This window comes from Candidatus Nitrososphaera sp. 86-2 (genome assembly GCF_056726185.1).
Map to the genome: position 1 here is coordinate 576892 of NZ_JBWZON010000001.1, position 22420 is coordinate 599311.

General features: G+C 53.5%; 25 protein-coding genes and 1 pseudogene. 13 read left to right on the forward strand and 13 right to left on the reverse strand.

The genetic code is table 11. The features are described from left to right. Position 1: 1 nt before the first annotated feature. Complete coding sequence (locus ACYOR7_RS03500; RefSeq protein WP_479913125.1) at positions 2 to 436, reverse strand: hypothetical protein; 435 nt, start codon at positions 434 to 436, stop codon at positions 2 to 4. Positions 437 to 688: 252 nt separating this feature from the next. Between ACYOR7_RS03500 and ACYOR7_RS03505 the strand changes: the two genes are divergently transcribed. Then, positions 689 to 937 (forward strand): winged helix-turn-helix domain-containing protein, encoded by a 249-nt coding sequence (locus tag ACYOR7_RS03505; RefSeq protein WP_479914445.1) that lies wholly within the window; start codon positions 689 to 691, stop codon positions 935 to 937. Positions 938 to 1013: 76 nt separating this feature from the next. After that, the gene (locus tag ACYOR7_RS03510; protein ID WP_479913126.1) at positions 1014 to 1475 is read left to right on the forward strand and encodes a hypothetical protein; all 462 of its coding nucleotides are present in this window, start codon (positions 1014 to 1016) and stop codon (positions 1473 to 1475) included. Positions 1476 to 1628: 153 nt separating this feature from the next. Here ACYOR7_RS03510 and ACYOR7_RS03515 read toward each other — a convergent pair whose 3' ends face one another. Continuing rightward, on the reverse strand, positions 1629 to 1823 hold the full coding sequence (locus tag ACYOR7_RS03515) for a hypothetical protein (RefSeq protein WP_294805425.1): 195 nt from the start codon (positions 1821 to 1823) through the stop codon (positions 1629 to 1631). A gap of 161 nt (positions 1824 to 1984) precedes the next feature. Beyond that, a complete protein-coding gene (locus ACYOR7_RS03520; RefSeq protein WP_479913127.1) occupies positions 1985 to 2833 on the reverse strand; it encodes a hypothetical protein in 849 nt (282 codons plus the stop codon). A gap of 22 nt (positions 2834 to 2855) precedes the next feature. Between ACYOR7_RS03520 and ACYOR7_RS03525 the strand changes: the two genes are divergently transcribed. The 7 genes from ACYOR7_RS03525 to ACYOR7_RS03555 are packed head-to-tail and all read left to right on the forward strand — an operon-like array spanning position 2856 to position 7725. After that, positions 2856 to 3740, forward strand: coding sequence for a formyltetrahydrofolate deformylase (locus ACYOR7_RS03525; protein ID WP_479913128.1), 885 nt, complete (start codon positions 2856 to 2858; stop codon positions 3738 to 3740). A 45-nt stretch (positions 3741 to 3785) separates the two neighbouring features. Beyond that, positions 3786 to 4481, forward strand: a complete 696-nt coding sequence (locus tag ACYOR7_RS03530) for a creatininase family protein (RefSeq protein WP_479913129.1) — start codon at positions 3786 to 3788, stop codon at positions 4479 to 4481. A 56-nt stretch (positions 4482 to 4537) separates the two neighbouring features. Next, positions 4538 to 4768: an LSM domain-containing protein gene (locus ACYOR7_RS03535; RefSeq protein WP_015019730.1), complete on the forward strand. Its 231-nt coding sequence runs from the start codon at positions 4538 to 4540 to the stop codon at positions 4766 to 4768. Positions 4769 to 4785: 17 nt separating this feature from the next. Next, on the forward strand, positions 4786 to 4956 hold the full coding sequence (locus ACYOR7_RS03540) for a 50S ribosomal protein L37e (protein ID WP_294806110.1): 171 nt from the start codon (positions 4786 to 4788) through the stop codon (positions 4954 to 4956). A gap of 37 nt (positions 4957 to 4993) precedes the next feature. Then, a complete protein-coding gene (locus tag ACYOR7_RS03545; protein ID WP_294806112.1) occupies positions 4994 to 5593 on the forward strand; it encodes a hypothetical protein in 600 nt (199 codons plus the stop codon). Positions 5594 to 5633: 40 nt separating this feature from the next. Next, positions 5634 to 6842, forward strand: a complete 1209-nt coding sequence (locus ACYOR7_RS03550) for an asparagine synthase C-terminal domain-containing protein (protein ID WP_479913130.1) — start codon at positions 5634 to 5636, stop codon at positions 6840 to 6842. Between the two features lie 49 nt (positions 6843 to 6891). Further along, the gene (locus ACYOR7_RS03555; RefSeq protein WP_294806116.1) at positions 6892 to 7725 is read left to right on the forward strand and encodes a glycosyltransferase family A protein; all 834 of its coding nucleotides are present in this window, start codon (positions 6892 to 6894) and stop codon (positions 7723 to 7725) included. Positions 7726 to 7751: 26 nt separating this feature from the next. On the opposite strand, the gene ACYOR7_RS03560 is transcribed toward ACYOR7_RS03555, so the two are convergent. Together ACYOR7_RS03560 and ACYOR7_RS03565 are read right to left on the reverse strand one after the other, a co-directional pair. Continuing rightward, complete coding sequence (locus tag ACYOR7_RS03560) at positions 7752 to 9332, reverse strand: polysaccharide deacetylase family protein (RefSeq protein ID WP_479913131.1); 1581 nt, start codon at positions 9330 to 9332, stop codon at positions 7752 to 7754. A gap of 293 nt (positions 9333 to 9625) precedes the next feature. Continuing rightward, positions 9626 to 10084 carry a hypothetical protein gene (locus ACYOR7_RS03565; RefSeq protein ID WP_294806119.1) on the reverse strand — a complete coding sequence of 153 codons (459 nt, stop codon included), beginning with the start codon at positions 10082 to 10084 and terminating at the stop codon, positions 9626 to 9628. A gap of 103 nt (positions 10085 to 10187) precedes the next feature. Between ACYOR7_RS03565 and ACYOR7_RS03570 the strand changes: the two genes are divergently transcribed. Next, positions 10188 to 11051, forward strand: a complete 864-nt coding sequence (locus ACYOR7_RS03570; RefSeq protein ID WP_479913132.1) for a bifunctional 5,10-methylenetetrahydrofolate dehydrogenase/5,10-methenyltetrahydrofolate cyclohydrolase — start codon at positions 10188 to 10190, stop codon at positions 11049 to 11051. Beyond that, complete coding sequence (locus ACYOR7_RS03575) at positions 10949 to 11608, forward strand: 5-formyltetrahydrofolate cyclo-ligase (RefSeq protein WP_479913133.1); 660 nt, start codon at positions 10949 to 10951, stop codon at positions 11606 to 11608. Before ACYOR7_RS03570 ends, ACYOR7_RS03575 begins: the two co-directional genes overlap by 103 nt. On the opposite strand, the gene purD is transcribed toward ACYOR7_RS03575, so the two are convergent. Then, the gene (gene purD / locus ACYOR7_RS03580; RefSeq protein ID WP_479913134.1) at positions 11605 to 12894 is read right to left on the reverse strand and encodes a phosphoribosylamine--glycine ligase; all 1290 of its coding nucleotides are present in this window, start codon (positions 12892 to 12894) and stop codon (positions 11605 to 11607) included. The two genes, ACYOR7_RS03575 and purD, sit on opposite strands and share 4 nt — an antisense overlap. A 37-nt stretch (positions 12895 to 12931) precedes the next feature. Next, entirely contained in the window at positions 12932 to 13240 is a 309-nt protein-coding gene (locus ACYOR7_RS03585) for a hypothetical protein (protein ID WP_294806127.1), read from the reverse strand. A gap of 46 nt (positions 13241 to 13286) precedes the next feature. On the opposite strand from ACYOR7_RS03585, the gene ACYOR7_RS03590 reads away from it, so the two are divergent. Further along, entirely contained in the window at positions 13287 to 14045 is a 759-nt protein-coding gene (locus ACYOR7_RS03590) for a metallophosphoesterase (RefSeq protein ID WP_479913135.1), read from the forward strand. A 58-nt stretch (positions 14046 to 14103) separates the two neighbouring features. On the opposite strand, the gene ACYOR7_RS03595 is transcribed toward ACYOR7_RS03590, so the two are convergent. The 5 genes and pseudogenes from ACYOR7_RS03595 to ACYOR7_RS03615 form a co-directional block, all read right to left on the reverse strand. After that, a complete protein-coding gene (locus ACYOR7_RS03595) occupies positions 14104 to 15141 on the reverse strand; it encodes a radical SAM/SPASM domain-containing protein (RefSeq protein WP_479913136.1) in 1038 nt (345 codons plus the stop codon). Positions 15142 to 15351: 210 nt separating this feature from the next. Beyond that, positions 15352 to 18610: pseudogene (gene carB / locus ACYOR7_RS03600) on the reverse strand (carbamoyl-phosphate synthase (glutamine-hydrolyzing) large subunit). Between the two features lie 4 nt (positions 18611 to 18614). Beyond that, positions 18615 to 19838, reverse strand: a complete 1224-nt coding sequence (gene carA, locus ACYOR7_RS03605; RefSeq protein WP_479913137.1) for a glutamine-hydrolyzing carbamoyl-phosphate synthase small subunit — start codon at positions 19836 to 19838, stop codon at positions 18615 to 18617. Between the two features lie 196 nt (positions 19839 to 20034). Then, positions 20035 to 20238 carry a hypothetical protein gene (locus ACYOR7_RS03610; RefSeq protein WP_479913138.1) on the reverse strand — a complete coding sequence of 68 codons (204 nt, stop codon included), beginning with the start codon at positions 20236 to 20238 and terminating at the stop codon, positions 20035 to 20037. A 23-nt stretch (positions 20239 to 20261) separates the two neighbouring features. Continuing rightward, the gene (locus ACYOR7_RS03615; RefSeq protein WP_479913139.1) at positions 20262 to 20699 is read right to left on the reverse strand and encodes a hypothetical protein; all 438 of its coding nucleotides are present in this window, start codon (positions 20697 to 20699) and stop codon (positions 20262 to 20264) included. Between the two features lie 303 nt (positions 20700 to 21002). Between ACYOR7_RS03615 and ACYOR7_RS03620 the strand changes: the two genes are divergently transcribed. Continuing rightward, complete coding sequence (locus ACYOR7_RS03620; RefSeq protein ID WP_294808043.1) at positions 21003 to 21377, forward strand: B-box zinc finger protein; 375 nt, start codon at positions 21003 to 21005, stop codon at positions 21375 to 21377. 3 nt (positions 21378 to 21380) lie between these two features. Here the strand turns inward: ACYOR7_RS03620 and ACYOR7_RS03625 are convergent, their stop codons facing one another. Next, entirely contained in the window at positions 21381 to 22415 is a 1035-nt protein-coding gene (locus ACYOR7_RS03625; RefSeq protein WP_479913140.1) for an isocitrate/isopropylmalate dehydrogenase family protein, read from the reverse strand. Positions 22416 to 22420: the final 5 nt, after the last annotated feature.

The window sequence follows — 22420 nt, forward strand, 5'->3', positions numbered from 1 at the left end:
ATCACCTTGTTACGGTCGTTGCCGGCAACACGGCCCTTGCGCTCATCACGCCCTTTGCAACGCCGAGGCCGAATATGCCTAGGCCGATTATGACTCCGAATATGGGACCTGGGACCACGATGACTGCCAAATATCCAGTAGCTATCAGGGCAGGCATCATGAACATGGCGCCGCTAACAGCCAGCAGCCCTGCCACAAGGAACGACCTCTGCTTCCACGACACGACGAACGCCCCTGCGGACATCATGACGGCGCTCATGCCAAGCACCGGCCCAAACCATGTCGGCCCGGCTCCCGGTAAGAGCCCTGCCTGCACTATCAGCGGCGCAAGGCCTGGCTGCAACACCAGAAATCCGCCTGCAAAAAAGGGCAAGACTACTGCAAGTGTCGCAGCGGCCAGCCCCACTGCCAATACGCGTTTTAGAGTTTTTGTCATGCCCAAACATCGGCAGAAATTATTTTAACGGTTGTCAACCAAAGACACGTAACTTAGTTACCACACCCTTAATCTACTCCGCCAAAAAGCCCTTTTAGTGAGCTTTAACTATGGTGCTATTAATGATAATGCCGCTTGCTGACGACAGGTTTGCTAACCCTGTTGATCCTGTACTGACTGCCGCCAAGCCCGGAAAGCCTGGTTAAATTGGTCCACGAATACCGCGACAGGATATACATACGCAAAGACATAATGCTAAAGCTGTCAGAATACGGCGAGCTCAACCAGAGCAAGCTGATGAGCTACTGCGGGCTCAACAACGTCAAGCACAAGGTGATAATCGACGACATGGTGGAAAAAGACCTACTGACTAGATTCGAGGAGCTGTGGGGTAACAAGACGATAATAAAATACAGGCTGTCTGAAAAAGGCAGGGCAATATTGAATGAAATACTGGAGCCGTACGAGGCTCTGTTTCCCCGGGAGAGCAAATCCCAATGATGATGACGATGATAAGGATGAAGACAGGTAACTTTGTTACCAGCGTTTTTTATAACGCAAAGGGGGCATGTAGTTCGTGACGGCGCCACCGGGAAAGGATGAATCTCGCGACAGCCCATTTCGGATAATGGACGAGATAATCTACCAGATAAACAAGACCAAAAAGATGTTCATCATGATGATAGTCACCATCATGGTGATAGTGCCAGTGTCAATTGTCATCATATTTGCCACGTTTGGGCCTCCGTTTGGAGGAAGCGGCGGAGGGGGGGCATGGTGGCAGCAGCACCAAGGTGGCCCGCCGGGCCCGCCTGCCTTCAGCCCTGCATTTGACGCGGTACGCATACTGATAACAGTAGTCGTGCTCGTATGGCTGGTGCTCGGAATCAGGCAGTGGTTCGTACTTTCAAAGTGGACAAACAAGTACAAGATCTACAAGGAGCTTCAGAAAAAGATCGAATCCAAGCTGGACTTTGAAAAGGGCGAAGGCGAAGACGACGAAGAAGAAGGGCGCGGCTCCTCCGGCCGCTCGGACTAAAAGACGTTGACTGGGTGCTGGCCGGTACAAAGCCCCGTCTTGGCACGATGTGAAAACACCGCGTACGGCGAGGCTTTAATCTTGCTTGCCGTAACTCTTCAAAAAGCGTGTGTACTGCAACACACAATAGTTTCCGCAAAACAAGATGTGCTTTCAGACCGCCTTGCATTGGTTGCGGTCCTTGTGCTCGTAGTAGTGAGTCTGGCAGAAATCGTTTCCGCACTCGTAGCAATGCCAGCCGGAAAGGGTGTAGCAGACGACGCACTTGCCTATCGGCTTGTTGTAGTCATAATCCTTTCTTGAGCTCTTTGATTGCGGCTGCTTTTGGGGTTTCTGTGGTGGCCTCATGTCTGCTCAAAGTTCTGGGGTTTTAGCGGGTAGAAAACGCATTGGCTAGGGGACCTCAAAAGTACTTGCCTTTATGCAAGCCTCGACGTACAACAGGCTCCATTCGCCCCACCGTTATTTAAGGTTGATGCATGGCGGTCCTGTTGAGAAAAGAGTGTACGTCATGGCCTTGAATAGACGATGAAGGGCTGGTCGGTTATGACGTGGTCGTGGACGAGCGCCGTGTTTGTAAAGTCCTTGCTGGCTTGGTCGGTGCTATAAGTGCAAAGAAAAGCTCTGCTCCGTCCATCCCCGCTTGCCCTTGTGCGCGTATGGCTTGGCGCTCGGTCTTTTGATAATGATAATGGATGCCTGCAAAACACCAAGTTGCAGTAGGTCCTGCCGCCTGCGGTTATGTTGCCGTAGTTGTCATACTTTATCGCTCCAAACCTGCTTGCCTCTGTGTCTGCGGGCCAATGGGTGTTTGTAGGCTGGAAAAACGAGCCGAGCACCTCGTCTCTGCTGCTATAGCTATTGTGGATAAGAACCGCGTACCCGCTTCTGAGGTTGCGCACGAACCTTAGAGCCTCTGCCTTGTGGGCCAGGTAGATTATCTCCGCCGTGGAAAGGGAATTGTCTAGGTGCGGTAGGTTCCTCAGAAGGTTTGCCCTTATCTCGTGCATAAACACCTCCGACCCGTATCCGAACGTCTGGCTTATCGCCTTGGATATCAGGTCGTACCTGGTCAGCACTATGTGCCTTGGGAGCCTGCGAATCGTCGACAAGTGGTTGAGAAAGAGGCTGGAGCACGACTCTCCAAGAAGCTCAAACGCTCTGGTTATGGCGTCGTGCATTAGGTCGCTGACCATTGCACGCGGCTTGTACCCTGCATACAAAAGCGACTCGTGGATGTAATCCATCTCGCTCGTCATAAACGCACCACGATGTAGGATTACCTCATACGTGGTAAAAAGCGCCTGTTTGTTCGCCTGTACGAGCTTGTACATCATGATGTAAGATTTATTTATCATGCCCCGGCGCTATCAGTCTTGGATGGTTGCCGCTGCAAAGACCATAATCGAAGTAACGGTCGTGGGCAAGGATCGCAAGGGAGTGGTGGCCGACATTACCAACTTTATCTTCAAGAATGGCGGCAACATCGAAAAGATAAACCAGAATGTGGTGCGCGGCCTCTTTGGGATGCAGCTAGAGGCGTCGTTTGCGCAGACCAAAAGAAAAGAGCTTGACGCTGGCCTCAAGGACCTTGCCAAGAGGCTCCAGATGGAAATCAAGGTCCATTACCAAGAGCCGGACAGGCTGAGAAACGTCGCAATTTTGGTGAGCAAGGAGTCTCATTGCATAAACAGGATACTTGTCGGCCGCAAAAAGGGCGAGATAAAGGCCAACCTCGCAGTGGTGATTGGAAGCGAGCCTTCGCTCAAACTCATCGCCGACGAGGCAGGCATCCCATTCCATTCTGTATCTCATACAGACCAAGCCGAGGCAGAGAGGAACATACTTGACCTCATCGAAAAGTACAACGTAGACCTGATAGTGCTTGCGCGCTATATGCGCATCCTCACGCCAAACTTTGTCTGGCGCTACCCAGACCGCATAATCAACATACACCCGTCGCTACTGCCGGCGTTCCCCGGCGCCTACGCTTATGTCCAGGCATACGAGAGGGGCGCCAAGATAGTGGGGTGCACGGCGCACTTTGTCACAGAAGACCTCGACCAAGGACCCATAGTCTGCCAAGAGTCGTTCAAGGTGTCCGACAGCGACACGCTGGAAACGATAAAGAAGAAGGGCCAGGAGCTTGAGGCAGAGACGCTCTTTGAGGCGGTAAAGCTTTACCTTGGGAACCGCCTTGAGGTGTACTGGGGCAAGGTGCTCGTGCACAAGTCTCCCCGAGATAAGACGACGACAAGTTCTTAACGCCGGCGCCGCGCTTTTAGCTGAATAAACGTGTCCGTCTTTGGCATGAGCGACCCTGAATTCTGGGGCGCGCTCAAAAAGACTACGAGGGCGATAATCCCTGTCGGCTCGCTGGAGCAGCACGGCCCCCACCTGCCGGTGTCGACCGACGCCCTGATAGCAGAGCACGTCTCAAAGCTGGTCGCGCAAAAGGTGGGTGCGCTGGTGCTTCCTGCCATAGCCTACGGCGTCTCGTTCGAGCACGACCCGATGTTCCATGTGTCACTGCGTAACTCTACTCTGTCGGCGCTCATATGCGACACATGCGCGGCCCTTGCCGGGCACGGCACCAAGGAGATAATAATAATCAACGGCCACCACGGCAACATCGGCGCGCTGCAGTACATAGCCCAGGACCTCGTGGGCAGAATTCCTGAAGGCGTTTCCGTCCACGTGCTCCACTACTGGCACCAGATGAAAAACGACGAGCTTGGCCACGCCGGCGAGGTCGAGACGTCGCTGGTGCTTGCAATCGCGCCGGAACTGGTCAAGATGGGCAAGGCAAAGGCAGGCAAGATAAAGCCGACGACAAAATCAAAGGCCGCCTACGCAAGCATCGCAAACTCGCCCGGCTCGTTTGTGAAGATGACTGGCAACGGCGTCTGGGGAGATCCAAAAAAGGCGTCTGCGGAAACGGGACAGCATTTGCTAAAGGAAATAGTTACTGGCCTTGCCAAGACGATTTCCGAACTTGCCGATTAAACGCGTGCGAATTTTAATATATGGCATTTAGGCGCCTTACCCTAGGTAAATATCGCATGTCCGTTGATATGGCAGTTAAGGTTCTCGACGAGAGCCTTGGAAAAGTCGTGCTTATCAAGTTGAAAGGTGGCAAGGTCATCAGGGGAAACCTGCACGGCTTTGACCAGCACATGAACCTGTTGCTCGAAGACTCTGTGGAAATCCTTGAGGAAGGCAAGTCAAATGACCTCGGGACGATTGTCGTAAGGGGCGACAACGTGGTCATTATCTCTCCGCCTCCAAAGTAGGTTGAGGGTGAGCAAAGATGACGAAAGGCACAACCTCGATGGGTAATTTTACCCGCAAAAAGACCCACATTCGCTGCAGAAGGTGCGGCCACAACTCTTACCACAAGCGCCACAAGCAGTGCTCCAAGTGCGGCTACCCTGAAGCGACGATGCGCAAATACACCTGGATAAAGCGCCAGGTGCTCTAGCAAACCTTTTCTGTAAGCTCTGCCAAGTTTTGTGGGGATGTCGGGCGAGCTAGCCGTCATTGCAGGCTCTTCTGTGGCAGGCGCTATTTCTGCTGCACTAATAGACAGGGCAACAGCAAGGGCGAAAAAACCAAAAGAGCAAAAACAACAAGAGCAGCAACAGCAAAGAACCGCAAGCGATGCCAAGGCAGAACTTGCCTCGCTCGTGTTTGAAAAAACTCTGGCCGCAGAGGCGATAACCCGCGTCTACGAGGCCGCACAGGACGGCAGGATTGACCGGCTAGAGCGCGACCGCTTGCTCGTAAAATACAAGCACGAACTCGACGCCATCAACGAAAGTATAGCAACCACAAAACCCGTGGCGGAATATTCAGAGCTTGCAGACATGCGCAACAACCTCGCGTCGCTCCTTGAAAACAAGATTTCCGCCCTTGACCAGAAACTTGCCGAGATGTCAAAGGCAGGCGCGGCGCCAGTGGTTATAGAGCGCGTGCAGGTGATGCCCATACCGGAAAAGATCCGCGATGATTCTGAAAAGAAGCAGTTCAAGGCGGAGGAAAAGAGCATCGAGCAGCTGCAGAAGGAGATTGTGCAGGCCCTGACGCGCCTCGAACAGGTCGAGCTTGACAAGGACTGACTGCTAAAATAAATAAGGATGCCTTTATTTTCATGTTATAGTGCCTGCAGCAGTCGACCATGACGCAATAGCAAACATTCTCACGCTGCGCTACAACCCACGCAGGCAGCCGCCTAAAAAGCCGCTTGCAGCATCTGATTTTAAACCTGTCAAGGCCGACGGCAACGCGCAAGCGCAGGTATTGAAAATCATTGAGGGTGACCTTGCGCGCGTCAAGGAAAAGAGAATCTCTGTGCTTTTGAGCGGCGGCGTGGATTCCGTCCTCACGCTTGCCCTGCTAAGGAAATTCAGACCCGACATCGACGTCTCGTGCGTCAGCATGGGGTTTGGAGAAGGAGATGATGAGGTGTCAGCAGCGCGAAAAATCGCTGGAATCTATGGCTGCGACTTTGACGGGCTTGTTCTGGATAATGTCTTGAGCGGCCTACCGAGGCTGGTAAAAATCGCAAGAGAGCCTAGGTGGAACCTCTACCAGGCGTACGCGTTTGAGGCGTGCAGAGAAAAGACGATATTTTCCGGCGATGGGGGCGACGAGCTGTTTGCCGGCTATACTTTTCGGTACCAAAAGTACCTTTCTCTATTGACGAAAAAAGCGAGCTGGAAGGAAAAGGCAAGGCTCTACATGTCATGCCACGAGCGGGACTGGGTGCCGGACCAGGAAAAGATCTTTGGGCCAAAGGTCAAGTTCTCGTGGAACAGGATCTACGGGCTTTTGAAACACCATTTCACAAACAGGCTCGATCCGCTCGATCAGGTGTTCCTTGCAGACTGGAACGGCAAGTTGCTGTTTGACTGGCTGCCTGCCAACATGGCGTTTTCCAAAGCCTATGGAATAAAGATTCAGTCGCTCTTTCTTTCAAGCTCTATGATAAAATTCGCCACACACCTGCCTTGGCAGGCAAAATATGACAGCCAGTCAGCTACGGGCAAGCTTCCGCTGCGCGCCATACTAAAGGCCGAGCGCCTACAGATAGAACCTGTCAAGAAAGGCTTTTCTGCAAACTCTGTCTCGCTGTGGAAAAAGGCGGGGCAAGAGATCACAAAACAGTACGTCAACAACAGCGGAGACTCTCAGATTGTCCAGGCCGGCGCAATAAGCGGCGACTGGGTGCAAAAAACGACTGAAAAGCTGCAGGTGCAAGAAGAACCGGACATACGCTATATCAACAAGATGTTGCTCCTGCTTGCGCTTGAAGTGTGGTGGCGGCTCTTTGTCAGCAAGACCATGAAGGGAAGCGAGAAGCTCTAGCCGACAGGAATTTATTTATTGCAACCCTACATAATCTCGTATACACGCCTTGGGTTCTTATTTTGTGATAGTGACGTGCAGAAACTCTGAGAACAACATCGAGGAGGCGCTGCATTCGCTAAAGGCCCAGACTATCCCACCCTCCTATGTCATAGTTATAGACGACGGTTCCAAGGACCGGACGGCTGACATACTGCGGCAGCTGCAGTCGGGCTGGCCTTCTCTGCACGTGATCACGAACCCTGATCTCGGCTACAATATTGCAAGGGTGGTGAGCAACTGGAACAAGGCCATCCAGTACGCAAGAGATCACAACCTGCCTACTGTGGATTATCACATGATAGGCACGGACGACACGGTCTACGAGCGAGACTATGCCGAAAAGATGCTGCGCCACTTGGACGCGGACAAAAAGATGGCCATCGCGTCTGGCAACTATGAAGACAAGGACGCTATCGCCCCACATGGCGGCGGCAGGTTTGTCAGGATGGAATTTTTCGACAGGCACCACGGACTGTACCCCGAAAAGATGGGCTACGAATCGCTCGTGCTCTACTCTGCGGTGCGGCATGGCTATGCCTTTAAGGTGTTCAACGACGCAAGGTTTGAGCACACGCGTCCACTCGGCAAGAACCACCACTTTTACGAGTTTGGCGCAAGCATGAGGACGCTCGGCTACCACCCACTCTTTGCACTGGGCAGATTCTTTCTGTACTTTGCAAGCGGAAAACCGACAGGAAGGCTTGGCGCGGTGTACATGCTCTACTACTACCTGTCGTACAAGCCAAAGGACGCCGGCTATGACAGTATGCACGACGGCGAGATGAGGCAGTACATACGCGACTATCAGTTTGCGCGCATAAAGAAAAAGCTTGGCGTCTAGGTGTTCTGCTATCTGTACACTGCCCTTCAGCCGGCCGGTTGAATTGGTCGCCTGAAGCTCGCTGTCATCAACTCGTTTGCGCCCGGCAAGTTATCCCTGACCGCCGGTGGTGCAGAGCCGTCGTTGCCGGGAACCTGCGGCGCCCCGCGACCCTCAGATGCGCCGGCATGGTTTGCCGGCGCGTTTGCGGCAGGCGCGGCTTGCGCAGTTGTGTTCAGCAAGACCGTCACTGGGATGTTGGCCCACTGTTGGTTGCCGAAAAAGTCCGTTGCCCTTGCGATAATCACCGTATTTCCTGACTGCTTTACCTTTACGGTGGCAGTCCAGTTGGACCAGCTGCCTGATATTTCTTGCTTGGCGGCCTTGTAGCCTGTGTTGTTTGTGCGCACCTCAACCGCTTTGACTCCAGAGTCGCCGTCAGAGGCGGTCCCTTTTACCTGGATGATCGTGGTGGAAGCATTTGCACTGATTGTGGCTCCGCTTGCTGGCGCGGCGATTGTGATCGTGGGCCTGGTCTTGTCTGCAACCTGGGCCACCAACACGTACTGGATTGCAGTGGCAACGTTGCCTGCCTTGTCGGTGGCAGTCCAAGTTACCCTGGTCATCCCTTGCGCAAAGCCTGCCGCCGGGGCGTCGTTGGCCACTGCCGGGCTAGAGTCTACGTTGTCCGACACGAACGGCCTTCCGAGGTCCACACGGGTCAGGTTGGACGAGGAAACGACCGCCTTGTCGGGAGGCGGCGTAATTTCCGGAGATGCCTTGTCGATTATGGGCGGAAGCGAAACGTGGGTCGCTTCTGAAAACGACTTTGTGGAATATTTCTGGTCCTTTATCCACGTTATCAGAGTGTCGAGATCCTTTATCTCCTTCTGCGAGAGGGTTTCGGTGGGTTTGTTGCCTGCGTCCTTTACCGTGAAATCCTGCGGATGCAAAGTCACCACTGCATAGCCGTAGCTTGCAATGGTGCTGTCTATCTTTTCTTCAATCAAGGATAATGGGGTCTTTGTCGGTGGGTCGGAATCGTATGTGTAAAAGCCGACTACCTGCGGCATATGGTAGATTCCTTGCGAGTCTTTGATGTCAGAGCCAGCGGTCGCCTTGTACACCTTGTTGCCGGGGCTATCCGGGTTGTCAGGGTCGTAGATGCTTTCAATCTCTCCGTCAAATTCGGAGCTTATGATCTTCAGGCCCAGCTGGTTCATCGCCCTGAGCGTGTCGTCGTTGTACGCGTTATACGGGGTCACAAAGATGGCGCTCTCTCTGCCAAACAGTTCCTGCATCTTGGCGTTGGCTATCTGCAGCGTGTCGTGCTGCTGCTGTAAGGAGAGCTTGCTATAGTCCACGTGGTTCCACCCGTGAAGCGATGTCTCGATGAGGCCAGTTGCCAACGCCTGCCTCACCTCGTTGACTATGGCAGGGTCGTTTCCGATAGAGTTCATTATCAGAGCAATGTCGAGCGTCTCGTTTCTTTCGATGAACTTGTTGATGATGGCAGACTGGACGGGAACTATCCAAGAGTCCTGTACGTCGTCGAGCCGGAATATCACGCAGTTACACGCGCCTGAACTCTGCGCGTGCGCCTTTGTAGGCGCGTTTATGGTAGTCATTAGCAGCATAGCTGCCATCGCTGCAGAAAGAAGCAGCTTTGTACTGGCAGAAAGAAAATTCAAGTCGTAACACATTGCGCCGATGACTATATGTCAGAAACGTCCGGTCTGAAATGCCCGCTGCATTTTTAGACTGCTGTAATCAGAGCAATAATGAGTTCTTTATTCTGGCGATATAAATCGCAAGAGTTAGTATGAGCGATTCTAGAGAGGATGGCTCTGCGCAAAAGTCACAGTGAAAACATGCAGCAGCATTTCACAAGGGCCGCGCCTGTGCTCCCCTAGCACAGCCGCTAGTCCAAAGCCTTGGAAGGCGGTGTCTCGCGCTTCAGGATGTCATCGACGTAGTGACTCATGAGCGCGTCCTTCTTTTGCCTCTTTAGCACACCCTCCAAGAATTCCTTGACTAGGCGCGTCTCTTCCGGTGTCGCCTTGCCTTCTATCAGGCGGATCTCGTACATCATTATCCACGCCCACACCCAGTTCTCTTTGAGCAATGCTTCGTTCTCTACCGAGTACTGGTTCCTCTTGTGCCAGTAGCCTATGGCAACGGCAGCTGGTACGTAAATCGCGACAAATATGACGGCCCATACGCCCATGCTCGGGAACAATCCCTTTAGCACCTCAAAACGCTCTATTCCAAGGGTGTAGGTGGTGATTACAAACTGCAAAAACGCCATCGTAAAGACGAGATAAATGCTGTGGCCGTTTCTGAAATCCAGCCAGCGCCTCTGGAAAAATTTGGCGTTCATTATTATTGACTCTCCTTAACTTGGCAATTCTTATTAATTTAGTTTGTCATTTTTGCAAAGAATCGGAAAAGCAAAATAGTGCCCGGCCTTTTCCTGTCTTTGTTTGGTGGCGCAGATATTAAGCGGGCTTGCAGTCGCCCAGGACGTCAAAGAGCGCGTGAAAAAGGCAGTCGAGGAGCTGAAGGCATCGGGGATAACCCCGTGCCTTGCGACTGTGCTCGTTGGCGACGACCCGGCGTCAGCGACGTACGTCAACAGCAAGCAAAAGACCGCAAAAGAGCTTGGAATCGCTACCCGCGACCACAGGCTTGCCGCGACCTTCAAGCAGCACGAACTCTTGGAGCTCGTACAGCTCTTGAACAGCGACCCTGAGGTGCACGGCATACTGGTGCAATTGCCTCTGCCAAAACACATTGACGAGTTTGCAATAATAAACACCATTAGCCCGCTAAAGGACGTGGACGGGCTGACTCCGTACAGCGCCGGGATGCTGCAGAACGGCATGGCGCTGCTAAAGCCCTGCACGCCTTCCGGCGTGATGGAGATATTCGACTATTACAAGATAGCCCTTGAGGGCAAAGATGTAGTGATAATAAACAGGAGCAACCTTGTAGGCAAGCCGCTGGTGTTCATGCTCCTAGAGCGCAATGCCACCGTGACTGTCTGTCACTCTAAAAGCAGAGATCTTGCAGCGCGACTAAAGCAGGCCGACGTCATCATAACCGCGGTAGGAAACCGCCAGCGCTTTACCCTGACTGCGGACATGGTAAAGCAGGGCGCAGTAGTCATCGACGTTGCGACAAACAGGGTAAACGGGAAACTCGCCGGCGACTCTGACTTTGAGGCGGTGAAGAAAAAAGCGTCGTGGATAACGCCCGTTCCCGGGGGCGTGGGCCCGATGACGATAGCGATGCTGATGAAAAACACCGTCTCTGCGGCGTCGGTCTCGCGAGGGGTATCCAGCTGAACGACACGCGCAAGGAAAAGCAAAGGATACGCCGCGGGGCGCTTGCAAAGCGCGACGCTCTTTCGCCTCTGGACATAGACCGGCAAAGCGTATTAGTGCAGGAAAATGTTGCCAAGAGCAACGAGTTTGAAAAGGCGCAGGTCGTCGGAGCGTACTATCCCAAGGGCTCCGAGGTCCGCACCGTGCTTTTGATAGGAATCGCAAAGGAACAGGGCAAAAAGGTGGCTCTCCCACGAACAGAGGGAAACGACATGAGGTTGTACGAGTACGAGCCGGCAGACAAACTCGTCGAGGGCAGGTTCGGCGTAATGGAGCCGGCGCCAAAGAGGCCAGTCGAGCATGTAGACCTGCTGCTTGTACCCGGCGTGGCGTTTGACCGCAAGGGGTGCAGGGTAGGCTACGGCAAGGGCTATTACGACAGGTTCATCGCAAAGGGCGGAGCGTCGTTTTCAATGGGCCTTGCCTATTCTATACAGATAGCAGACGTGCTTCCAAGCGGGAGATTTGACAGAAAGCTGGGCGCCCTTGCCACCGAAAACGGGATATTGTACTACTAGAGGGCACGCCTTGCAATGTCGGTCCTGTAATAGTGGCCGTTTTCGCCCCAGTGTATCTTCCTGACCGCCGAATACGCGTTTTCTATCGCGTGCCTTGCGTCCTTGCCTGCCGCCGTGACGCCAAGCACCCTGCCGCCGTTTGTCACTGTCCTGCCCTGCAAGTCCTTTGCGGTTCCGGCGTGGAAGACCATCGTGTCCGGGCCAAAGTCGCCGAGACCCTCGATGACCTCTCCTTTCTTGTACGCGCCGGGATAGCCCCGGGAAGCCATGACCACGCACACGGTCGTCCCGTCGCGCCACTCTATTGCAGGCATCGAGGCGAGCCTGCCTGCTACTGCCGCGTCGATGTACTCGTAGAGGTCAGACTTCATGCGCATCATTATAGGCTGGCACTCTGGGTCGCCCATCCTCGTGTTAAATTCAAGCACGTACGGCTCGCCTGTCTTTTCATCGACCATGATGCCCGCATACAAAAAGCCGGTAAACGGCGTGCCCCTTGCGTTCATCTCTTTGAGCGCCGGCTCCATCACCCTCTTTACTATCTTTTCGTGCAACGCGCTGTCGACCACCGGCGCAGGCGAGTACGCGCCCATGCCTCCCGTGTTTGGGCCCTTGTCGCCGTCAAAGACCCGCTTGTGGTCCTGGCTTGACGCAAGCGGGACTATTGTCTTGCCGTCACACAGCGCTATGAACGACGCTTCCTCGCCGGATAGCCTTTCCTCTATCACCACCTTGCCGCCTGCAGCTCCAAATTCTTTTGCAACCATTATCTTGTCGACCGCCTCTGCTGCCTGCTGAGCGCTGTCGCACACTATTACTCCCTTGCCGGCCGCAAGGCCATCAGCCTTGACTACCAGCGGCCTGTTTTGTTTAGAGATGTAGTCCTTGGCTTGCTGCGCGTCGGAAAACGTAGCAAACGCAGCGGTGGGGATTCCTGCCTTTTGCATGAACTCTTTGGCAAACACCTTGCTCGTCTCTAGCATCGCGGCCTGCTTTTTTGGGCCGAAAAGCCGCAGGCCCTCTTTTTCAAAGGCGTCGGCGATTCCAAGGGAAAGCGACTCTTCCGGGCCCACCATGGCAAGGCAGTCTTTGCCCTGCTTTTTTGCAAACGCCACTAGCTTTTCAATCTCATTAGGCTTGATGTCGACGTTTTCAGCCGTACCGCCGTTTCCCGGTGCAAAATACACTTTTTTTACCCGGGGGCTCTGGGCAAGCTTCCACCCAAGCGCGTGCTCTCTTCCGCCGGAGCCTATCACGATGACGGTAGCTGTTGCTGCTACAGGCACAGCACACGGGTAGCAGGATTGGATAATAAATGTGTGATTAGCGCAAAAGCTGGCTGGCGCTGTCCTGAGCAAGTGCCTGCAGAAAGGCAGTGTACTCGTCATCAGAAAACTCGAATGCCATGAACTTTTCGTCCAGCATCGCCTTGTGCACGCTCTTTAGGTGGTAGCACGGCTCGCCCTTTGAGAGTGTAGAAAAGTAGAAGTCCTTGCAGGAGCAAAAACCCAGCTCCGGATCAGTCCAGTACTCGCTGTCCCTGCCCACCACTATCCACAGTCTGCGGCCGCTAGGAGCAAACCTGAGCATCTTGACGCTCCCGGACTCTACCGCGCTGTCAATTCTCGACACGTGCTTTCTCGTGTGGTTTATCTGCGAGTCGGGATATAAAACTGGCGTGAAGGTCCGCCCGCTCCACCCCCATGCAGCGCTCTTGGCAGAGGATGACAAGCGCTACGTGGTGGTGTCTGACCTGCACATAGGGCTGGAGGCAGAGCTAGGCGCAAAAGGGATAACGGTGCGGTCGAGTCTGGTGCGCGAGATGCAGAACGAGCTGCTGTCGCTCTTGACAAAGGAAAAGGCCGTCGGCCTGGTGCTCCTTGGTGACATCAAAAACACCGTGGGTGCAATTAGCAAGCAGGAATGGGACGATATACCCGCCTTTTTCAAAGGATTATCTTCTGCCGCGGATGTCTATCTGGTGCCGGGGAACCACGACAGCAACATTAGGCACCTCGTTCCTGACAGCGTCAACGTCGCGGCAAGCAAGGGCATGGTGATAGGCGACACGCTTTTTCTGCACGGCCACAGTATGCCCTCTGACGCGCGCTCGCACGTGCGCAGGATTGTCATGGGCCACGTGCACCCGGTCTTTATGAAAAAAGGGAGCGTAATAAACGGCGAACGAGTGTGGATATCGATACAGGCAAAAAAGGAGGCGCTTTTTTCTTCAGAGCGGGGCAGCGTCGACATTGTCATCGTCCCAAGTTTCAACAAGTACCTCTACTCGTCAGGCGAGCGAAGCTATCCCCGCAGGTCCACATCGCCGATTACGTCGCGGATAATGGACGCCGGGGCAGTCGAGAGATGCATGGTGATAACCTTGGACGGCTCTATCGTGGGTGACGACGAGTCCGCGCTTGCAAGCGTGCTATGAGTAGTAATAGGAATGCAGGCACGCGCACACATATATACACATGAGCATATGTGCTGTGTCAGCTGATGTTTCGAATGCAGTCAAGGCCGGTTATGATATTCTGGGAGGATAACCATATGCAGGTAAGGTGTTCGCATTCATGGCACCCCTTCAAATTTTCCCATTCCGGCATGTTCCATATCTCTTCTATGTCGTGCTCTAAAATATTGTACGACTGAGTCGGGACAGCCAGTTTCCAGCACGGGACGCGCACAGAGCCATCCGCCAGCACCGTAAGGCCCTTCCACACCCCACACTCTTTGAATACTGGCCTTCCAAAATCGACTATTTGCCTCCAGTACAGCGAAGGCACGCCTATGCGTGGCGCATCGTGTGTATTCATGTACTTCAGGATGCCCTGCGCAATCTGGCGGATGGTTTTGGCGTCCGGCGACAGAGTTTCGTACGCGACGCCTACCCTGTCTTCAACCAGCGTAGGCGTCACAAGGCCAATTCCAAATTCTTTATGGATGCGATCAAAATACTCTCCGGTTATGAACTCCTCCGCATTCCATTTTGTAATGACCGCGTTTGTGTACCTGTTGACGTTGTGTTCGTCAAGCATCTGCAAATTTCTCATCACTCTGTCGTAAACCTCGGCCGTTACCCCTCTGATCTTGCAAAAAGAGTCCTTGTGGATAGAGTCGATACTCAGGCAGAATTTGTCAACATCGTGCCGAAGGACATCGACGTCAAAATTATGGAGGAGCGAGCCGTTTGTTACTACAGTGACCGGCAGATGTATGTTTTTCAGGTGCTGGACAAGTTCTATGAAATCCTGCCGCGAAGTCGGCTCTCCTCCTTCCATGAACGACCATATGCAGTACTTGGCCGCCTTGGTCATTGCTGTCTTCCATTGTTCCGTGTTCATGTTGTGCGCTGTCGCAAACTTTAGTTGCTTGGCTTTGTCCGGATCTCCAAATGGGCACATAGGGCAGTAAAAGTTGCAGTAATGCGTCATGGAAAAAACGGCCGCCAAAGGGAGCTTTCGTCTCTGCGCCCTGTTGAGCGACCAGTTGGCAATGATCTTGAGCGCCCTGCCTGCTTCAAGTGGCATATTAATTAATTCAATGTTCCTAAAAGAGAAAAACGGTAGCCAAATATTTAACATTTGTAAACTTTATCTCGCGATTAAGAGAAAAGTATAAGGTTACTAGCGAAAATTATATATAATTTACAAGCAATTAAATTACCTTCGGATATAAGAAAAAAATCGACTCTTTCTGAAAAACAAAAGAGATCAGATTTTTTGTTCAAGAACAAAAGCCTAAAGTTTTGCGTAGTTACCGAGAGGTCCAAGAGTCGGCGTGTTTGTGCGCAGCCACTCTAGGGTCTTGATGAACGAGCTGGCAGACTCGACTGTCGTGAGCACCGGAACTCCCATCTCGACTGCCTTTCTGCGTATCAGGTACTCGTCCTGCAGCATGCCGACGTATTTTTCAAGAGTCGAAGTCGCCGGTATGTTGATGATGAAATCCAGCTTGCGCTCGTAGAGCATGTCTGCGATGTTGGGCTTGCGTCCCGGCTCGCTTATCTTGTGCACCAGTTCCACGTCCTTGACGTTGTTGTTCTCCATGAACTCGGCCGTGTGCTCAGTCGCAAGGATCTTGTAGTTCATCGATGCGAGCATCGAGATCAGTGGTAGCAGTTTCTCTTTGTTCTTTTGCCCGCCGATTGTTATCAGGACAGAGCCTGAAAGCGGAAGCGAGTACCCAGCCGCCATGTACGCCTTTGACAGCGCGTCATAGAACGTGTTGCCAAAGCACGCGACTTCGCCAGTCGACTGCATCTCTACCCCAAGGACAATGTCCGAGCCTTCTAGCTGCATGAAAGAGAACTGCGGGACCTTGACCCCAAAGCCTGGAGCCTTGAGCCACATGTCCTTAGCCTTTGCCGGCAGCGGCTTGCCGAGCATCGCCTTTGCAGCGAGGTTGATGAGGTTGACGCCGGCAAACTTGGACACAAAGGGCATCGAGCGGGACGCCCTCACGTTTGCCTCGATGACTAGCACCTGCTCGTCCTTGACTAGGTACTGGATGTTCAACGGTCCCTTGACGCTTAGCGCCCTGCCTATCTTGACAGAATAATCGGTAATCGTCTCCATGATGTGCCTGTCAAGCCTCCACGGCGGTATGCTCATCATGGCGTCGCCAGAGTGTACGCCTGCGTTGTCGATGTGCTCGATTATCGCGCCGATGAGAACGTCCTTGCCGTCTGCTACTGCGTCGACTTCGACTTCCGCCGCGTCTTGCAGGAACTTGCTAATGACGACAGGGTGCTCTGGGTTGACATTCGTGGCGTCGGTCAGGAACCGTTCCAGCTGCTGCTCTGCCCATACCACCTTCATGGCCGCGCCGGAGAGCACGTACGACGGCCTGACGAGGACGGGATAGCCGACGGTCTCGGCAAACTCTTTGGCCTCTGCAAGGTGCGTGAACTGCCTCCACGCCGGCTGCTTTATTCCAAGCGTGTCGAGGAGCTGGCCGAACTTGGCGCGGTCCTCCGCCCTGTCAACGTCCTCGCTGCTCGTGCCGATTATCTTTATGCCGTTCTTGGCCAGTTTCGGAGTCAGGTTGTTTGCTGTCTGGCCGCCGACGCAGGTCACGATGCCAGTAGGGTGCTCCTTGTCGCAGATGTCAAGCACTCTCTCCAGCGTCAGCTCTTCAAAGTACAGCCTATCGCAGATGTCATAGTCCGTCGATACCGTTTCCGGGTTGCAGTTGATGACCGATATCTCCTTCACGCCGTTTTCCTTCAGGCCCCACACCATGTTGACAGTGCCCCAGTCAAACTCGACGCTGCTTCCTATCCTGTACGGGCCGGCGCCCAGGACTACCATCCTGCTCGTGTTATTTTTGACGTCCTTTACCACTACATCATCTTCATTGCCGCCGTAGGTGAGGTAGAGGTAGTTGGTCTTGGCCGGCCACTCTGCCGCAAGCGTGTCTATCTGCTTGACTGCCGGCTTTATCCCGAGTTTTTCACGCATTGCGCGCACCTGCATCTCATCGGTGCCAAGGCACCTGCCTATCTGCCTGTCGGAAAAGCCTATCTTCTTTGCGTCCCTGACCATTTCGCCGTCAAAGCTGCCTGCCTTTTTCAGCTTCTCCTCAGTGTCGACGATGTTCTTTATCTTTGTCAGGAACCACGGATCGATTGCCGACAGCTGGTAGATGCGCTCGATGCTCATACCTACCTTCATGGCCCGGACGACGCTGTAGATTATCTCATCGTTTGGCTGCAAAAGAGACTGCTCTATGCGCTCGATGTCGTCCTCTTGCACGTCGTTTCCGTTTGCGACGAGGCCGTCCTTGCCCGTGGCAGACATCCTTATCGCCTTTTGCAAGACTTCCTCAAAGTTGCGGCCAATCGCCATGACCTCGCCGACCGACTTCATGGCACTACCAAGCTTGCGCTTGGCAAGCTCGAACTTGCTGAAGTCCCACCGGGGCATCTTTAGCACACAATAGTCAAGCGACGGCTCGAAACATGCTGTTGTTACTTTGGTTATCCTGTTTAGTAGCTCTGGCAATGAATATCCAAGGCCGATTTTTGCCGCCATGTATGCAAGCGGGTATCCAGTGGCCTTGCTTGCGAGCGCCGATGACCTTGAAAGCCGGGCGTTTATCTCGATTGCAGTGTACTGCTCTGACTCGGGGTCAAGCGCGAACTGGATGTTGCACTCGCCGACGATGCCGCAGTAGCTCGTCCCCCTGATGGCCGCCGAACGCAGCATGTGATATTCATGGTTGTTGAGCGTTTGCGACGGCGCAATCACAATGTTGTCGCCAGTGTGCACGCGCATCGCAAGCACGTTTTCCATGTTGCAAACAATCACGCTGTTTCCGTGGTAGTCGCGCATCACCTCATATTCCACCTGCTTCCAGTGGCCAACGTATTTCTCGATTAGCACCTGGTGCACCATGCTAAGGTTCAGGCCGCGCTGCGCAATCTCTTGCAGCTCTATCTCGTTGTACGCGACTCCGCCCCCGCGCCCACCGAGCGTGTACGCGACTCTGATTATAACGGGGTATTCAAGATCTTTTGCCGCCTTTAACGCGTCCGGGATTGAATTGACGGCGTAGCTCTTGAGCACCGGCACGTCGCTTTTTGCCATCGCGTCCTTGAACTGCTGCCTGTCCTCTGTTACCTCGATGCCCTTTATCTGGGTCCCAAGCACGCGTATTCCGTACTTTTCAAGTATCCCCTGCTCGTGCAGCGCGACTCCGCAGTTGAGCGCGGTCTGGCCGCCGAACCCGAGCATTATCGAGTCGGGCTTTTCCTCTTTTATCACCTGTTCGACGTACTGCGTGTTTATCGGGACTGGGTACACCTTGTCTGCAAAGCGCGTGTCGGTCTGTATCGTGGCGATGTTAGGGTTTATGAGTACGCTCTTCACCCCTTCCTCTTCTAGGGCTTTGAGGCATTGCGAACCGGAGTAGTCGAATTTGCGGCCAGTTTTACTGGCTTTCGCCCGCTTCTCCGATTTTTATTGCCCCGCTTCCTAGCACGAGGACCTTCTTTATCGACTCATCTCTTGGCGACTTTTCTCCCCTCCTTTCTTTTTCTTGTTGTCGTTGTTGTTGCTGACTTCTTCTTTTTCATCTTTGGCTTTTCTTCCTCCTTCCTTGCCTTGACGCCGTCAGTGATTTTGCCGCCGGCGTCGATTATCTGCTTGAACCTGTCGAACACAAACATGCAGTCGTAAGGTCCCGGTGACGCCTCAGGATGGAACTGAACTGCTATCACCGGCTTGCTGGCGTGCTCGATTCCCTCCACCGTGTCGTCGTCGGCGTTTGCAAACCACACCTTGAATCCCGTGCCGTCAAGGCTCTTTGGGTCGACGCCATAGCCGTGGTTCTGGCTGGTGACGTACGACTGCATGTTGCGCAAGTCCACGCAGGGCTTGTTCTGCCCCCTGTGGCCGAATTTCAGCTTGTAAGTGTCAGCGCCTCCCGCAAGCGCGAGGATCTGGTTGCCAAGACATATCCCAAGCGTCGGAGTCGACGTCTTTATCAGTTTCGTCGCCGTCTTTATCGTGCTCGTGCAGACCTTGGGGTCGCCCGGCCCGTTGCTTATGACCACGCCTTTTGGCTTGTATGACATTATCTGCTCGTACGGCGCGTCCCACGGCATACGTACCACGCGGTAGCCCGTGCGGATAATGTTGCGGATGATGCTGTATTTCGTGCCGGTGTCAAGGAGCACGACGCAGGGCTTGTCCTTGTCGCCGTACTCTTGTATCTTGGGCGTCGACACCTCAGGCATGAAATTGAGGCCCTCGTATTTCGCACCTGTCACCAGCTTTCTCATCCTTGCGTCGTCTACGGGTTCCTTGTCTGATACCGCTATTGCGCCCGTCATGACGCCGTGCACGCGCAGCTTTTTCGTCAGCTCGCGCGTATCGATGCCACAGATGCCGGGTATCTTTTGCTCGTACAGCCACTGGTCGAGGGTCTTGACGCAGCTCCAGTGGCTTGCGACATCTGACAAATCGTGAATCAAAAGGGCCTTGGCCTGTATGCTGTCTGACTCAAAGAACTTGGGCAGTCCATATTCATCCTTGACGTCAAAGCTCGGCACACCATAGTTGCCGACGAGGGGGTACGTCATGCAGAGTATCTGCCCCCGGTACGACGGGTCGGTCAGGGTCTCGGTGTAGCCCACCATGCCCGTATTGAAAACGACTTCGCCCGTAATCTCTGACGGATAGCCAAAACCTGTCCCGGCAAAAACAGTGCCGTCTTCAAGCATCAGTTTGGCCGCATAGCCTGTGTAGGTCTGTTGAAGTGTCGGAATTTTTTGACCCTCACCAACTGTTTAGATATGGATATTTTAGGTTTTGCTTTGCACGGCGTGCGCCTCTGGAGCGATCTTTGCTCCAAACCCTCCTTGATCAAGTCGGTATCATCTCGCGGTGCCGGTACACAACGTGGATGATGTATCTGTGTTATAGATCTTTATCTGAAAAACCTTTTTCCAGCCGCTCCATGATCAGTTTTGCGGCGTCTTGCCCAAACAGTACATCGATCACCCCGTGAATTTCTTTTAGAAAATAAGACTTGTTGCTGGACAGGTCTATTCCGCGCCGCTTCATCTCATCGACCAGCACATCTGTCACTGCCCTGCCGACTAGGCTTTCCAGCTTTGCCAAAGCCTCTTTCAGCTTTCTGGCGGTTATCGGCTCTTGGCCTGTGTTGTACGCAAGCACATGCAAATCCAGGATGACATTGTGGGTCTGGACAATCTGCCTTTCTCGCGGTCAAACGGGGAGGTTCCCATGAGCGATTTTGGAAACAGGCAGAGCGTCATTACGGTCTGCATCCTGATGTCCTGCCACCAGGATTCTATCATGAAGCATTCGTCAAAGTGCTTGTTACCAAACAGGCGTCCCGTCGCGTCGCCCACGTACCTCACTTTCATGTCTTTCTTCTTGCCAAGCATCCTTTCAAGTTCTTGTCCAACCTTTTTGTACAGAGTCAGGTCGTGCCTTAGCGCGGCGTCGTAGAATGGGGCAAAGTCTATAACCATCAGGTTTCCCGCCTTGACATTTTGTTCGTAATTTGTGATGCGAGAAGACATCGCCTTAAAGTATTCCCTGTCTGCTGCGCGCACCGTGCCATAAATGCACAGCTGGCCGCCTTTCAGGCCCCGTTGATGAAGCGTATTATTTCGTCATCGCGCTGCAGCTCGTCATCGTAAAAGAGCGCCATGTGCTTGCACTCTTGAAAGGCAAAAGACATGCTTTGTGTTTGCAAGAAACAAAAGTAGGGTAGAAAAACTTGCTGGTGTCTCTCTATGCTGACACACGCGCACACACACAAGCTTGCCGTTCTCCGCCGCGCCAAGCCGCGTGGGTCCTGCGGAACCGGCGACGGCAAAGGTAATATTGCATAGCCGCCAACGTTCTGGTAACCAATGGCAAACTGTTCCATATGCGGCTCGCGCTTTGCAGAAAAAAAGTGCTATTTTTGCCAGAACAAAATCTGCACCTCATGCATCGTCCCGACTGATGTGACTGGGAGCGGCACCACGGTAAAGTGCGTGACGTGCGACCGCAAAGGAATAAAAAAGATCAGCCTCGCCGCGGTGCTCAAGCGCAACAAGTTCCTCCTCGGCGTCATCTTTGGATACTGGATATTCACGATATTCCCATTGCCGTTCCTGCAGCTGGGAGGCTACGAAGCAAGCGCCATAGTTATCCAACCTGTGCTCTATACGACTGCGATCCTCACAATACCGTTCGTATTCATGATTATTGCCTGGCAAAAGCTGGCGCCAAAGGAAAACTAGCTGCTAGCTAGAAGAAAACATCTCTTTTGCCACGAGGTCTGTAAATTCCGTAGTGGACAGGCCTCCTCCGATGTCCTTGGTCTTTTTGCCCTGCTTTAGCAGGCTGACGATGGCTTCCTCTATGCGGGCGCCCTGCTCTGCCGTCTTTTTGTCCTTTTGCCTGTCTGCAAGCCATTCCAACATCATCTTGGCGGAGAGCAGTATCGACGACGGGTTTGCGGCATTTTTCCCGGCAATGTCAAACGCCGCGCCGTGGACAGGCTCAAAGAGCGCAAAGCCTTCGCCGATGTTCGCCGCCGGGCCCATGCCGAGCCCGCCTACCACCTGCGCGGCCTCGTCGGACAGGATGTCACCAAAGAGGTTGGTGGTGACGATTACATCAAACTCTTCCGGGTTGCGGATGAGGTTCATCGATGCCGCGTCGACATAGAGCTCGCTGTACTGTATCTTGGGATATTTCTTGGCTATTTCTCTGCATACTGACGCAAAGAGCCCGTCGCTCTTGCGCATCACGTTTGCCTTGTGCACCGCGACCACCTTTCGCTTGTTGTCGCGAATCGTCGCCGTCTTGAACGCATACTCTGCTATCCTCCTTGACGCCTTTTCGGAGGTTATCCTGAGGGCGACCACCGTGCCCGGGTCGGCGTTGAACTCCCATCCGAGATAGACGTCTTCTGTGTTTTCCCTCACAGTCACCATGTCCACCCTTGGAGAAAGCGCTTGGATGTTTGGGTACGATTTGGCCGGCCTGACGTTTGCATAAAGGTCAAACATGCGCCTGAGGACTATGATGACATCGGCAGCGCTTTCGCCCACAGGCCCCTTCAGGCATGCCTGTGATTTCTTGATGGTGTCGACTGAAAACTCGGGGAGCGCCTTTCCGTGCTTGGCAAGGGCCGCATCGCCTGCCTCGACCTCGTTTATTGTGAATTTCGTAGATGTGTTGTCGCTTATCGCTTCAAGGATCTTTTTAGCAGCAGCAGTCTGTTCTGGCCCTATTCCGTCCCCTCTGATGAGCGAAATGACGTACCTTGCCAACTATA